Genomic DNA, 12,555 nt, shown 5'->3' on the forward strand with positions numbered 1-12,555 from the left:
GCAATGAAGCTGTACACCCTGGATGAAAATTGCCTGGAAAATGCGCGCGCGGGCCTCAAGCAACCGTTCTCACCGTTGCAACTCGCGCTGAGCAAACTGGTGGCGGAGGCCGATCAGCTGCGGCGCGAGCCGACAGAAAGCGTGGTGCATAAAAAACTGCGTCCGGCGAGCGGCGACGCCCACGATTACTACAGTCTCGGCACCTACTGGTGGCCGAATCCGCGGCGGCCCAATGGGCTGCCCTATATTCGTCGCGACGGGCATATCAACCCGCAGTGCGAAAACAACGACACCGATACCTCGCGCATTATCCGTATGTGCGAGCGCTGCCTGACGCTGGGGCTGGCGTGGTACTTCACCGGCCAGCGTCAGTATGCGCAGGCCGCCGCGCAACAGATTCGCTGCTGGTTCCTTGATGGCGATACGCGGATGAACCCGCATCTCAACTACGGCCAGGCGATTCCGGGGATTGTCTCCGGGCGCGGCACCGGGCTGATTGATACCCGTCTGCTGTGGATGGTGGTTGATACCATCGGGCTGATTAATGGCGCCAGCGTGCTGGATACTGACGATATCATCGGCCTGCACCAGTGGTTCCGCGACTTTAACCACTGGATGTACTACAGCGAAATTGGTCATTCTGAATATGTCTGGCACAACAACCACGGCACCTGGTACGACGCGCAGCGCACGGTGAACGCGCTGTTCTACGGCGATAAGGGGCTGGCGGCGCGCATTATTGAGCAGGGGATTACTCAGCGTATGGCGGCGCAAATTGACCAGGACGGCAAGCAGACGATGGAACTGGAGCGTACCATTCCGTTCCACTATTCGTTGTTTAACCTTGAGGCGCATCTGTTGCTCAACCGCTACGCCGAACACGTGGAGTTCGACCGTTGGAATACTATCCGTGACGGACGCGGGGTGAAGCAGGGAATAGACTATCTGGTGCCGTTTATCCGTGAACCGGAGCTGTGGCCGTACAGTGACTTACAGGGCATCGTCTGGGACAGCGCGCTACGGGTACTGTTGCAATCGATACGGGGTTATCCGAAGCAGGCGGCGAGCTACCGTGAAGCGCTGAAGTGCGTGCCGCAGGAGACGCTGCAGCTGAAAGAACAGCTGATGTGGTGTCCGGGGCAAGCGTAGTGCCATCAGGCAGTTTGGCGGGCGTTGCCGGATAGCGGCGTACCGCCATCCGGCCAGGGTGATCGTCGCTTATACCGCGGCGATAATCTTAATCTCAACTTTATATTTCGGGTTCATCAGCTTCGCCTGTACCGTGCAGCGCACCGGGGCATGGCCGGCGACGACCCATGCATCCCACGCTTTGTTCATCGCCGCGAAATCATCCCCGTCGGCGAGAAAAATGGTGGCGTCGAGGATGCGTGACTTGTCGCTGCCTTGCTTTTCCAGCACCGCGTCAATCTGTGCCAGCGTGTTAGCCGTCTGCTCAAACGCGTCGGCATCCAGGTTTGCCGGCACGCCGGTGTAGTACAGCGTCTGGTTATGGATTACCACATCAGACCAGCGCGCTTCGGCATCAATACGGACAATCGTCATTTTCCTTTCCTTTTTAACATCACGTCGATGCGCTAAGACTGCCACATTGTCGCCGTGACGTCACGGCTTAGGCTGGCATAACCTGGACTGGCCTGACATAATCACTGGGAATTTTTCCAGGGGGTAACGTGACGGACGATTTTGCAGCAGATGGCCAGCTTGCGCAGGCGATAACCGGCTTTAAACCGCGTGAACCGCAGCGCCAGATGGCGCACGCCGTCGCTCAGGCGATTGACGAAGGTCAGCCGCTGGTGGTTGAGGCCGGCACGGGTACCGGTAAAACATACGCCTATCTGGCCCCTGCGCTGCGATCGGGGAAAAAGGTGATCATCTCCACCGGGTCGAAGGCACTACAGGATCAGCTTTACAGCCGTGACTTACCCACCGTTTCGAAAGCGCTGGACTACACCGGCAAGCTGGCGTTGCTAAAGGGGCGTTCAAACTATCTGTGTCTGGAGCGTCTGGAACAGCAAGCGCTGGCGGGCGGCGATCTGCCGGTGAATACCCTGAGCGACGTCATTCTGCTGCGCAGTTGGGCGAACCAGACGGTTGATGGCGACATCAGCACCTGCGTCAGCGTCGCCGAGGATTCTCAGGCGTGGCCGCTGGTCACCAGCACCAACGATAACTGCCTTGGCAGCGACTGCCCGCAGTATCAGGAGTGTTTCGTGGTGAAGGCGCGTAAAAAGGCGATGGACGCCGACGTCGTGGTGGTCAACCATCACCTGTTCCTCGCCGATATGGTGGTCAAAGAGAGCGGTTTTGGCGAGCTTATTCCCGAGGCCGACGTGATGATCTTCGATGAAGCCCATCAGCTACCGGACATCGCCAGCCAATATTTTGGCCAGTCGCTCTCCAGCCGTCAGCTGCTGGATCTGGCGAAAGACGTGGTCATCGCCTATCGCACCGAACTGAAAGATACTCAGCAGTTGCAAAAGTGCGCCGATCGCCTGGCGCAGGCGACGCAGGATTTTCGCCTGCAGGTCGGCGACCCGGGGTATCGTGGCAACCTGCGTGACCTGCTGGCGGATAGCGCCGTGCAGCGTGCGCTGCTGCTGCTTGATGACGCGCTGGAGCTGTGCTACGACGTGGCGAAACTCTCGCTGGGACGTTCTGCGCTGCTCGATGCCGCCTTCGAGCGCGCAACGCTGTACCGCGCGCGCCTGAAACGCCTGAAAGAGATCAATAAACCCGGCTACAGCTACTGGTACGAATGCAACTCGCGCCACTTTACGCTGGCGCTGACGCCGCTCACTGTGGCCGATAAATTTAAAGAGGTGATGGCGGCCAAACCGGGCAGTTGGGTTTTTACCTCGGCGACGCTGTCGGTGAATGACGATCTGCACCATTTCACCGAGCGTCTGGGTATTGAAGCGGCGCATTCGCTGCTGTTACCCAGCCCCTTCGACTATGCCAGCCAGGCGCTTTTATGCGTGCCGCGCAATCTGCCGTTGCCGAATCAACCGGGTGCGGCGCGCCAGCTGGCGGCGATGCTCAAACCGCTGATTGAGGCCAACGATGGCCGCTGTTTTATGCTCTGTACTTCGCACGCCATGATGCGCGATCTCGCCGAACAGTTCCGCGCGACGATGACGTTGCCGGTCTTGTTGCAGGGGGAAACCAGCAAGGGGCAGCTTCTGCAACAGTTTGTCAGCGCCGGTAACGCGCTGCTGGTCGCGACCAGCAGCTTCTGGGAAGGGGTAGACGTGCGCGGCGACGCGCTCTCGCTGGTGATCATCGACAAACTACCGTTTACCTCCCCGGACGATCCGCTGCTCAAAGCACGGATGGAAGATTGCCGCCTGCGCGGCGGCGATCCGTTCGAAGAGGTCCAGCTTCCGGACGCGGTGATTACCCTTAAACAGGGCGTTGGGCGCCTGATTCGCGACGTGGACGATCGCGGCGTGCTGGTGATTTGCGATAACCGTCTGGTGATGCGCCCCTATGGTGCGACGTTCCTCGCCAGCCTGCCGCCCGCGCCGCGCACTCGCGACATTCGACGGGCGGTGCGTTTCCTGGCGCTGTCATCGACGCGGTAATGCGGTGCAAAGTGTGGTAAGATGCGCGCCATTTTGTTGATCCGTAACTGCGAGAGCGCGACTAACCATGCGAATTCTGGCTATTGATACCGCCACGGAAGCCTGCTCGGCTGCCTTGTGGAATGAAGGTAGCACCAGTGCTCATTTCGAGCTTTGTCCTCGGGAACACACCCAACGAATCCTGCCAATCGTGCAGGATATTCTTACTGAAAGTGGCGTAAGCCTCACCGAACTCGACGCGCTGGCGTTTGGCCGTGGGCCGGGCAGCTTTACCGGCGTGCGTATCGGTATTGGTATTGCGCAGGGGCTGGCGCTGGGCGCTGAGCTGCCGATGATCGGCGTGTCAACGCTGGCAACCATGGCGCAGGGGGCATGGCGTAAGCAGGGCGCAACTCGCGTGCTGGCCGCCATCGACGCGCGCATGGGCGAGGTCTACTGGGCTGAGTATCAGCGTGATGAACAGGGCGTGTGGCACGGTGAAGAAACCGAAGCGGTGCTGAAGCCGGAAGCGGTACAGCAGCGTTTAGCCGAATTGAGCGGCGAGTGGGCGACCGTTGGCACCGGCTGGGCGGCCTGGCCGGAGATGGCGCAGGGCGCGAACGTAACCCTGAACGACGGTGGCGTGACCCTGCCTGAGGCGGAAGACATGCTGCCAATCGCCTGCCAGCTTCTCGCGCAGGGTAAAACGGTGGCGGTCGAGAAAGCGGAGCCGGTTTATTTGCGTAATGAAGTGGCGTGGAAGAAACTTCCCGGTCGCGAATGACTCTAAGCAGATAAATAGTGAGTCCAGGAGCAGCATCATGGCAGGTCAAAAATACGTCGTTCGTGGCGCAATTGCAGGGCTTATCGCATTAGCGTTAAGCGGCTGCGTCAGCGTGCCGGATGCCATTCAGGGCAGTAGCCCAACGCCGCAGCAGGATCTGGTTCGGGTGATGGCGGCACCGCAGCTGTATGTCGGCCAGGAATCGCGCTTTGGCGGCACGGTTGTCGGTATTGAAAACCAGCAGGGGCGCACCCGTCTGGAAATCGCCACCGTTCCGCTTGACAGCGGCGCGCGTCCGATTCTCGGCGAAGCCTCCCGTGGGCGTATCTATGTCGATGTTAACGGTTTCCTTGACCCGGTAGATTTCCGTGGTCAGCTGGTGACGGTGGTCGGCCCGATCGTCGGCACCGTGGAAGGGAAAGTGGGCACCACGAAGTACAATTTCCTGCACGTTCAGGCCACCGGCTATAAACGCTGGCGCGTTACCCAGCAGGTGGTGATGCCGCCGCAGCCTATCGATCCGTGGGTCTTTGGCCCGCACCCCTGGAATTATGGTTACGGCGGCTGGGGATGGTATAACCCCGGCCCAGCGGAAGTTCGGAACGTCGTAACTGAATAAGATCTGTGCAAAAGCAGACAAAAAAGAAACAGCGGCTAGTCCGCTGTTTCTTCGTTGTAATGGATATAAAAAAAATAAAGAGTGACGCGCTTCGCAACCTTAATTCTGATTAATTCTTAAACTGGTACGCTGAGTTAATATAATGTTAACGAAAGTTTATCATTTGGGGTTGCGATGACGACGAATACGTATTTTAGAGGTGATGCTTTGAAAAAGGTTTGGCTCAACCGTTATCCTGCTGATGTTCCGGCAGAGATCAATCCTGACCGTTATCAATCCCTGGTGGAACTGTTTGAACACGCGGCAACACGCTTTGCCGATCAGCCCGGCTTCGTCAATATGGGCGAAGTGATGACCTTCCGTAAGCTCGAAGAGCGCAGCCGCGCCTTTGCCGCTTATCTCCAGCAGGGGCTGGGGCTGAAGCAGGGCGATCGTGTCGCGCTGATGATGCCTAACCTGCTGCAATATCCGGTTGCTCTGTTCGGCATCCTGCGTGCCGGGATGATCGTGGTCAACGTCAACCCGCTGTACACCCCGCGTGAGCTGGAGCATCAGTTGAACGACAGCGGCGCGCAGGCGATCGTGATTGTCTCCAACTTTGCCCACACGCTGGAAAAAGTGGTTGATAAAACTCAGGTTAAGCACGTGATTCTGACCCGCATGGGCGATCAGCTTTCGACCGCCAAAGGGACGCTGGTCAACTTTGTCGTCAAATACATCAAACGACTGGTGCCGAAATACCATTTGCCGGATGCGATCTCCTTCCGTCGCGCGCTGCATAGCGGCTACCGCTTACAGTATGTGAAACCGGTGGTGAAGGCGGATGATGTGGCCTTCCTGCAATATACCGGCGGTACCACCGGCGTGGCGAAAGGCGCGATGCTAACCCATCGCAATATGCTCGCCAACCTCGAGCAGGTGAAAGCGACCTACGGGCCTCTGCTGCACGAAGGGAAAGAGGTGGTGATCACCGCGCTGCCGCTGTATCACATCTTTGCGCTGACCATGAACTGCCTGCTGTTTATCGAACTGGGCGGGCAGAATATCCTGATCACCAACCCGCGTGATATTCCGGGTCTGGTGAAGGAGCTGGCAAAATATCCGTTCACCGCCATGACCGGCGTGAATACGCTATTCAATGCGCTGCTGAATAATAAAGAGTTCCAGCAGCTCGATTTCTCCACGCTGCACCTGTCGGCGGGCGGGGGAATGCCGGTGAACCATTCGGTGGCTGAACGCTGGGTGAAGCTGACCGGGCAGTATCTGCTGGAGGGCTATGGCCTGACCGAATGTGCGCCGCTGGTGAGCGTCAACCCGCATGATATCGACTATCACAGTGGCAGCATTGGTCTGCCGGTGCCCTCAACTGAGGTGAAACTGGTGGACGATGACGACAACGAAGTGGCCGTCGGCCAGCCGGGCGAACTGTGCGTGAAGGGGCCGCAGGTGATGGAAGGCTACTGGCAGCGCCCGGACGCCACCGCGGAAATTATCAAAGACGGCTGGTTGCATACCGGCGATATCGCGGTAATGGATGAGGAAGGCTTCCTGCGCATCGTTGACCGCAAAAAAGATATGATTCTGGTGTCAGGTTTTAACGTCTACCCGAATGAAATTGAAGACGTGGTGATGCAGCATTCCGGCGTACTGGAAGTGGCCGCCGTCGGTGTCCCTTCCGGCAATAGCGGTGAAGCGGTGAAGATCTTCGTGGTCAAAAAAGACCAAAGCCTGACCGAAGAGGCGCTGATTACCTTCTGCCGCCGTCAGCTAACCGGATACAAAGTGCCGAAACTGGTTGAATTCCGTCAGGAATTACCGAAGTCCAACGTCGGGAAAATTTTAAGACGAGAATTACGTGACGAAGCCCGCGCCAAAGTGGACAATAAGGGATAAGTCACGAGTCATGATGCCTAACGCCAGCTCTGCTGGCGTTTTTTTTGGCACAAAATAAGAGAGTATGATTTGAACTATCAGATGATCACCACCAACGATGCGCTGCACACTCTGTGCGACGCCGTTCGTCAGACAACCGCCGTCGCGCTGGACACCGAGTTTGTCCGCACCCGCACCTACTATCCGCAGCTGGGCCTGATTCAGCTTTTCGATGGAGAGCGTACGGCGCTGATCGATCCTCTGGATATCACCGACTGGTCGCCGCTGCAGGCGATTCTGCAGGACCGCAACATCACCAAGTTCCTGCACGCGGGCAGTGAAGATTTAGAAGTCTTTATGAACGTTTTCGGCGCCATGCCGCAGCCGCTGATCGATACGCAGGTGCTGGCCGCTTTCTGTGGTCGCCCGATGTCCTGGGGCTTTGCCGCGATGGTCGCTGAATACTCCGGCGTTGAGCTGGATAAGAGCGAGTCGCGTACCGACTGGCTGGCGCGCCCGCTGACCTCGCGTCAGTGCGACTACGCGGCGGCGGACGTCTGGTATCTGTTGCCGATAGCCCACAAGCTGATGGCGGAAACCGAGCAGAAAGGGCGCCTTGATTGGGCGCTGAATGAATGCCAGTTGATGCAACAACGCCGTCAGGAAGTGACTGACCCACGCGAGGCGTGGCGTGATATTACCAACGCCTGGCAACTGCGCACCCGCCAGCTGGCCTGTTTGCAACTGCTGGCCGACTGGCGTCTGCGCAAGGCGCGCGAGCGCGACCTGGCGGTGAATTTCGTGGTACGTGAAGAACACCTGTGGAGCGTGGCGCGCTATATGCCGGGCAGCCTCGGTGAGCTGGATAGTCTCGGGCTGTCGGGCAGCGAAATTCGCTTCCATGGTAAAACGCTGATTAGCCTGGTTGAGAAAGCGCAGGCGTTGCCTGATGACGCGCTGCCGGAGCCGCTGCAGAACCTGATGGACATGCCGGGTTACCGCAAAGCGTTTAAAGAGATTAAGGCGCTGGTGCAGGAAGTGGGGCAGGCGAACGACGTCAGCGCCGAGATGCTCGCCTCGCGTCGCCAGATTAACCAGCTGCTGAACTGGCACTGGCAGCTGAAGCCGCGTCATACCGCGCCGGAAATGATTTCCGGCTGGCGCGGTGAGCTGCTGTCCGGCGCGCTGGATAAGTTGCTGGCAGAGTATCCGCGTTAAATCCTGACTGTAGGCCGGATAAGGCAACGCCGCCATCCGGCAATACAATCGTTGGGCAAGGGGTTGCCTGATGGCGCTTTGCTTATCAGGCCTACTCGCAGTTTCCGGACACAAAAAAAGCGCTATCACTAGCGCCTTTTTTTACACCACCGAAAGTCAGGATTTTGACTCTTCCGCTTCCGGCAGCGTGACGTTGAGTTCCAGAATCGAAATATCCCCGTCTTTTTGCTCTAACTGCACCGTGACCATTTCTGGGTCAATCTGCACGTACTTGCAAATCACTTCCAGAATATCCTTCCTTAACTGCGGCAGATAGTGCGGTTCTGCGTCACTGCGGCGACGTTCCGCGACAATGATTTGCAGGCGTTCTTTAGCAATGTTGGCGGTATTCTTTTTCCGTGAGAGAAAAAAGTCGAGTAATGCCATAATTTATCCTCCGAACAGGCGTTTGAGGAAACCTTTCTTCTCTTCTTCAATGAAGCGGAAAGGACGTTCTTCTCCCAACAGACGATCTACGGTATCAGCGTAGGCTTTGCCTGCGTCAGACACGGTATCCAGAATAACCGGTTCACCCTGGTTTGAGGCGCGCAGGACGGACTGATCTTCCGGGATAACGCCAACCAGTTTGATGCGCAGGATTTCCAGCACATCTTCCATGCTCAGCATGTCGCCTTTGCTCACGCGACCTGGATTGTAGCGCGTCAGCAGCAGGTGCTCTTTAATCGGCTCTTCACCATTTTCCGCACGACGGGATTTGGAGGCCAGGATGCCCAGGATACGGTCTGAGTCGCGTACCGAGGAGACTTCCGGGTTGGTGGTGATGATGGCTTCGTCGGCGAAGTACAGCGCCATCAGTGCGCCGGTTTCGATACCCGCAGGGGAGTCGCAGACCACGAAGTCGAATTCCATCTTTTTCAGCTCGTCGAGGACTTTCTCGACGCCTTCGCGAGTCAGCGCATCTTTATCGCGCGTCTGCGAAGCCGGCAGAATGTAGAGATTCTCGGTACGTTTATCTTTGATTAATGCTTGGTTCAGCGTGGCATCGCCCTGAATAACGTTAACAAAATCATACACTACGCGACGTTCGCAGCCCATGATGAGGTCAAGGTTACGCAGACCGATATCAAAATCGATAACGACCGTTTTCTTTCCCTTCTGCGCCAAACCAGTCGCGATGGCCGCGCTGGAGGTGGTCTTACCCACGCCCCCTTTACCTGAAGTCACAACAATAATGCGTGCCATAGAAATTCCTTGTTAAAAAGGGATTAATTTAACGGTTGAATAGTCAAAGCGCTGTCGTCTAACCGCAGACGCGCCGCTTTGCCATAAAATTCGGCTGGGATCTGGTCGCTCAGCCAATATTCCCCGGCGATGGAGACCAGCTCCGCAGCCAGGTGGGTACAAAATACTTGTGCTTCCCGGTCTCCGCCGGCGCCCGCCAGAACGCGTCCACGCATCATGCCATACACGTGAATATTACCGTCGGCAATCAGCTCAGCACCTGCACTGACGTGGCTTGTCACAATCAGATCACAGTTTGGTGCATAAATGCGCTGACCGGAACGTACTGGCGTATCAATCATTCGCGTTTTTGTGATCGGACTAACAATTGGCTCGGGTTCAGTGGGCTTGGGCTGCTCAACGGGCGCGGCACGAACAACTTTATCTTTACCTTCAGTCAGTAAAGGAAGGCCCGATTGGTCAATGGCCGCTTTGAACTGCGGATTTTTACAGCCGCTGACGCCCACGATACGCAGACCGGCAGCCATAATCGCCTGCTGAATCGCACGCCACTGGGTAAACTCTTCAAGGTTGCTGACGTTGACCACAACCGGGGCATGACGGAAAAAAGCCGGAGCCTGGGCGACCTTGTCTTCTAACGCCTGACGAATAACCTCGGGTCTTGCATCATGCAAATGGACCACCGATAAGGTGAAGCTACTGCCTTTAAGTTCGATTGGCGTGTTTGACATCCTGGCCTTACTCAATTTGCTATTTATCGCCGCTTCGCGCGCGGCGATATTCCGAAGACTATCAGTCATGTTATAGTCACTAATATATTCAAGCAAGTAACCACAGTCCTAATTCCGAGTATAAAGTATGTTTTGTGTGATTTATCGTAGTTCTAAACGTGATCAAACCTATTTGTATGTCGAAAAAAAAGACGATTTCTCTCGCGTCCCGGAAGAACTGATGCAGGGCTTCGGCCAGCCGCAGCTGGCGATGCTGTTGCCTCTGGACGGACGCAAGAAGCTTATCAATGCCGATCTGGAAAAGGTAAAACAGGCGTTAAAAGATCAGGGCTATTATTTACAGATGCCACCGCCGCCTGAAAATCTGTTGAAACAGCATCTGGCCGACGTCAAAAATAAGGGCGAATAGTTTTCGCTTCCGGCTAATGTCTGTTCCTGGTTACACAACAAATAAGGGAAAAGTATGTATCAACATCATAACTGGCAGGGTGCGCTGCTGGATTACCCGGTAAGCAAAGTTGTCTGTGTTGGCAGTAATTATGCAAAGCATATCCAGGAGATGGGCAGCGCGACGCCGGAAGAGCCCGTGCTGTTTATTAAGCCAGAAACCGCACTCTGCGACTTGCGCCAGCCGCTGATTCTGCCGCAGGGCCTGGGCTCTGTGCACCATGAAGTCGAGCTGGCGGTGCTGATTGGCGCGACGCTGCGTCAGGCGACGGAAGATCACGTCATGCAGGCTATTGCGGGTTATGGTGTCGCGCTGGACCTCACGCTGCGCGACGTGCAGAGCAAAATGAAAAAGGCCGGGCAACCGTGGGAAAAAGCGAAAGGCTTTGATAATTCCTGCCCGATCTCCGGTTTTATCCCGGCGGCAGCCTTCGAAGGCGACCCGCAAAATACCACGCTGGGCCTGAAGGTGAACGGCGAAGTGCGTCAGCAGGGCTCGACGGCGGATATGATCCACAAAATCGTGCCGCTGATTGCCTACATGAGCCGCTTCTTCACCCTCAAGCCGGGCGACGTGGTGCTGACCGGTACGCCGGAAGGCGTCGGCCCGCTCCACGGTGGTGATGAACTGGACGTGCTGTTTAACGGCTATTCTCTGACAACCCGCGTGCTGTAATCCCTGCTTGCCGCCCCAATCGGGCGGCAAAACTTGCATCCCTGTGCCAGACTGGTTATAAGAAGCACCCTGATTTTTGATGTGGACATCCCGATGAGCGAATTACCTTTCTGGCAGAGCAAGACCCTTGACGACATGACCGATGCCGAATGGGAGTCGCTGTGCGACGGCTGCGGCCAGTGCTGCCTGCACAAGCTGATGGATGAAGACACCGACGAAATTTACTTCACCAACGTTGCCTGCAAACAGCTGAACATCAAGACCTGCCAATGCCGTAACTACGAACGCCGTTTCGACTATGAGCCGGACTGTATCAAGCTGACCCGCGATAACCTGCCTACCTTCGAGTGGCTGCCGCATACCTGCGCGTATCGTCTGCTGGCGGAAGGTCAACCGCTGCCGCAGTGGCATCCGCTGATAACCGGTTCAAAAGCAGCGATGCATGGCGAGCGTATTTCGGTGCGTCATATTGCGGTGAAGGAGTCAGAAGTGCGTGACTGGCAAGACCATATCTTAAATAAACCAGAATGGGCTGACTAACGTCCGATTTCGTGCTTCATTCTCGCTTTTTACGCTTCCGTTAATAAAATCACTCCTCAATTCCTGCACTCTGCCGATAGAGATATTATCGGCATCGGTGTGGGGATGGACATGCGTAGTTCAATAAAGCTGTTAGTACTTGCGGTTATGATCAATCTGGGTGGTTGGGGGTTACTGCTGGTCGCCGGTTATGGCATCGGGACATTGGCGGGGATTTGGTAGGAGAGGGGCCAGCAGCGATAGCATCGCCACTGGCTCAAGCGACAATTAGCGGCCAAACAGGTCGCGGCGTTTCGGTTTAAACGGCTGGGCAATCAGCACCAGCAGCGCCACGATCAGGTAGGCGGCAAAAATACCCACCAGCCACTGCGGCATCTCCAGCGATAAGAATTCCCACTGGCGCACAGAGCAATCGCCGGAAGCGACGAACACCTGAGGCAGCCACTTATCAAGCGGCAGCCAGCTCGGGAAACGGGCCATAAAATCACAGGTCATAAACGGCGACGGATGCAGCTGAATCATCGTGTGTTCCCAGGCCAGCTGCAGCCCGCGGAAGGCGCTATACAGCCAAATCAGCAGCGCCACATAGCGCAGCGGGCTTTTCGGTGCGATAGCGCCGACAATCCCGGCGCCCATCACGCCAAACAGCGCGCAGCGTTCGTAAATACACAGGACGCACGGCTTTAACAGCATTACATGCTGGAACCATAATGCCACTAACTCAAGCGCAAAAGCGGTTAACGCCAGTAATAACCAGGCACTGCGGCCACGTGAGCTCTGGTTTAAATATCGCAACATAATCATTTCCCTGGAACGTGCTTTGAAAACGCAGTGTAAACGAAAAC

14 protein-coding genes are annotated in these 12,555 nt (G+C 56.5%); 9 read left to right on the forward strand and 5 right to left on the reverse strand.

All coding sequences use genetic code 11. The features are described from left to right. Positions 1-3: 3 nt before the first annotated feature. Complete coding sequence (locus GY169_RS09740; protein ID WP_167575600.1) at positions 4-1,149, forward strand: alginate lyase family protein; 1,146 nt, start codon at positions 4-6, stop codon at positions 1,147-1,149. Between the two features lie 69 nt (positions 1,150-1,218). Here GY169_RS09740 and GY169_RS09745 read toward each other — a convergent pair whose 3' ends face one another. Next, positions 1,219-1,563 carry a RidA family protein gene (locus tag GY169_RS09745; protein ID WP_064544814.1) on the reverse strand — a complete coding sequence of 115 codons (345 nt, stop codon included), beginning with the start codon at positions 1,561-1,563 and terminating at the stop codon, positions 1,219-1,221. A gap of 128 nt (positions 1,564-1,691) precedes the next feature. On the opposite strand from GY169_RS09745, the gene GY169_RS09750 reads away from it, so the two are divergent. The 5 genes from GY169_RS09750 to rnd all read left to right on the forward strand — a co-directional run bounded on the left by GY169_RS09750 (position 1,692) and on the right by rnd (position 8,074). Beyond that, the gene (locus GY169_RS09750) at positions 1,692-3,602 is read left to right on the forward strand and encodes an ATP-dependent DNA helicase (RefSeq protein ID WP_167575601.1); all 1,911 of its coding nucleotides are present in this window, start codon (positions 1,692-1,694) and stop codon (positions 3,600-3,602) included. Between the two features lie 67 nt (positions 3,603-3,669). Further along, positions 3,670-4,365 (forward strand): tRNA (adenosine(37)-N6)-threonylcarbamoyltransferase complex dimerization subunit type 1 TsaB, encoded by a 696-nt coding sequence (gene tsaB / locus GY169_RS09755; RefSeq protein WP_167575602.1) that lies wholly within the window; start codon positions 3,670-3,672, stop codon positions 4,363-4,365. A gap of 37 nt (positions 4,366-4,402) precedes the next feature. Next, positions 4,403-4,984, forward strand: a complete 582-nt coding sequence (locus GY169_RS09760; RefSeq protein ID WP_167575603.1) for a Slp family lipoprotein — start codon at positions 4,403-4,405, stop codon at positions 4,982-4,984. Positions 4,985-5,191: 207 nt separating this feature from the next. After that, positions 5,192-6,877, forward strand: coding sequence for a long-chain-fatty-acid--CoA ligase FadD (gene fadD, locus GY169_RS09765; RefSeq protein WP_163449268.1), 1,686 nt, complete (start codon positions 5,192-5,194; stop codon positions 6,875-6,877). Positions 6,878-6,958: 81 nt separating this feature from the next. Next, positions 6,959-8,074 carry a ribonuclease D gene (gene rnd, locus GY169_RS09770; RefSeq protein ID WP_167577273.1) on the forward strand — a complete coding sequence of 372 codons (1,116 nt, stop codon included), beginning with the start codon at positions 6,959-6,961 and terminating at the stop codon, positions 8,072-8,074. A gap of 156 nt (positions 8,075-8,230) precedes the next feature. On the opposite strand, the gene minE is transcribed toward rnd, so the two are convergent. From minE to minC, 3 genes are read right to left on the reverse strand one after another with little or no spacing between them, the layout of a single operon-like run. Then, positions 8,231-8,500 carry a cell division topological specificity factor MinE gene (gene minE / locus GY169_RS09775; protein ID WP_064544824.1) on the reverse strand — a complete coding sequence of 90 codons (270 nt, stop codon included), beginning with the start codon at positions 8,498-8,500 and terminating at the stop codon, positions 8,231-8,233. Between the two features lie 3 nt (positions 8,501-8,503). Beyond that, the gene (gene minD, locus GY169_RS09780; protein WP_064544826.1) at positions 8,504-9,316 is read right to left on the reverse strand and encodes a septum site-determining protein MinD; all 813 of its coding nucleotides are present in this window, start codon (positions 9,314-9,316) and stop codon (positions 8,504-8,506) included. A 23-nt stretch (positions 9,317-9,339) separates the two neighbouring features. After that, positions 9,340-10,047 (reverse strand): septum site-determining protein MinC, encoded by a 708-nt coding sequence (minC, locus tag GY169_RS09785; protein ID WP_167577274.1) that lies wholly within the window; start codon positions 10,045-10,047, stop codon positions 9,340-9,342. A gap of 127 nt (positions 10,048-10,174) precedes the next feature. On the opposite strand from minC, the gene GY169_RS09790 reads away from it, so the two are divergent. The 3 genes from GY169_RS09790 to GY169_RS09800 all read left to right on the forward strand — a co-directional run bounded on the left by GY169_RS09790 (position 10,175) and on the right by GY169_RS09800 (position 11,710). Continuing rightward, positions 10,175-10,456 (forward strand): YcgL domain-containing protein, encoded by a 282-nt coding sequence (locus tag GY169_RS09790; RefSeq protein WP_163449266.1) that lies wholly within the window; start codon positions 10,175-10,177, stop codon positions 10,454-10,456. A 54-nt stretch (positions 10,457-10,510) separates the two neighbouring features. Beyond that, on the forward strand, positions 10,511-11,170 hold the full coding sequence (locus tag GY169_RS09795) for a fumarylacetoacetate hydrolase family protein (RefSeq protein ID WP_163449265.1): 660 nt from the start codon (positions 10,511-10,513) through the stop codon (positions 11,168-11,170). Positions 11,171-11,263: 93 nt separating this feature from the next. After that, complete coding sequence (locus GY169_RS09800; RefSeq protein WP_163449264.1) at positions 11,264-11,710, forward strand: YcgN family cysteine cluster protein; 447 nt, start codon at positions 11,264-11,266, stop codon at positions 11,708-11,710. Positions 11,711-11,977: 267 nt separating this feature from the next. Here GY169_RS09800 and dsbB read toward each other — a convergent pair whose 3' ends face one another. Next, positions 11,978-12,508, reverse strand: coding sequence for a disulfide bond formation protein DsbB (gene dsbB / locus GY169_RS09805; protein ID WP_163449263.1), 531 nt, complete (start codon positions 12,506-12,508; stop codon positions 11,978-11,980). Positions 12,509-12,555: the final 47 nt, after the last annotated feature.

Origin of the sequence: Kluyvera genomosp. 3 (assembly GCF_011765685.1) — a bacterium.
In the GTDB taxonomy this organism is placed as follows: domain Bacteria; phylum Pseudomonadota; class Gammaproteobacteria; order Enterobacterales; family Enterobacteriaceae; genus Kluyvera; species Kluyvera georgiana_A.

Coding starts and splice junctions, on each gene's coding strand:
- GY169_RS09740 (WP_167575600.1), top strand. CDS start 4: ATGAAGCTGTACACCCTGGATGAAAATTGCCTGGAAAATGCGCGCGCG.
- GY169_RS09745 (WP_064544814.1), bottom strand. CDS start 1,563: ATGACGATTGTCCGTATTGATGCCGAAGCGCGCTGGTCTGATGTGGTA.
- tsaB (WP_167575602.1), top strand. CDS start 3,670: ATGCGAATTCTGGCTATTGATACCGCCACGGAAGCCTGCTCGGCTGCC.
- GY169_RS09760 (WP_167575603.1), top strand. CDS start 4,403: ATGGCAGGTCAAAAATACGTCGTTCGTGGCGCAATTGCAGGGCTTATC.
- rnd (WP_167577273.1), top strand. CDS start 6,959: ATGATCACCACCAACGATGCGCTGCACACTCTGTGCGACGCCGTTCGT.
- minE (WP_064544824.1), bottom strand. CDS start 8,500: ATGGCATTACTCGACTTTTTTCTCTCACGGAAAAAGAATACCGCCAAC.
- minD (WP_064544826.1), bottom strand. CDS start 9,316: ATGGCACGCATTATTGTTGTGACTTCAGGTAAAGGGGGCGTGGGTAAG.
- minC (WP_167577274.1), bottom strand. CDS start 10,047: ATGTCAAACACGCCAATCGAACTTAAAGGCAGTAGCTTCACCTTATCG.
- GY169_RS09790 (WP_163449266.1), top strand. CDS start 10,175: ATGTTTTGTGTGATTTATCGTAGTTCTAAACGTGATCAAACCTATTTG.
- GY169_RS09795 (WP_163449265.1), top strand. CDS start 10,511: ATGTATCAACATCATAACTGGCAGGGTGCGCTGCTGGATTACCCGGTA.
- GY169_RS09800 (WP_163449264.1), top strand. CDS start 11,264: ATGAGCGAATTACCTTTCTGGCAGAGCAAGACCCTTGACGACATGACC.
- dsbB (WP_163449263.1), bottom strand. CDS start 12,508: ATGTTGCGATATTTAAACCAGAGCTCACGTGGCCGCAGTGCCTGGTTA.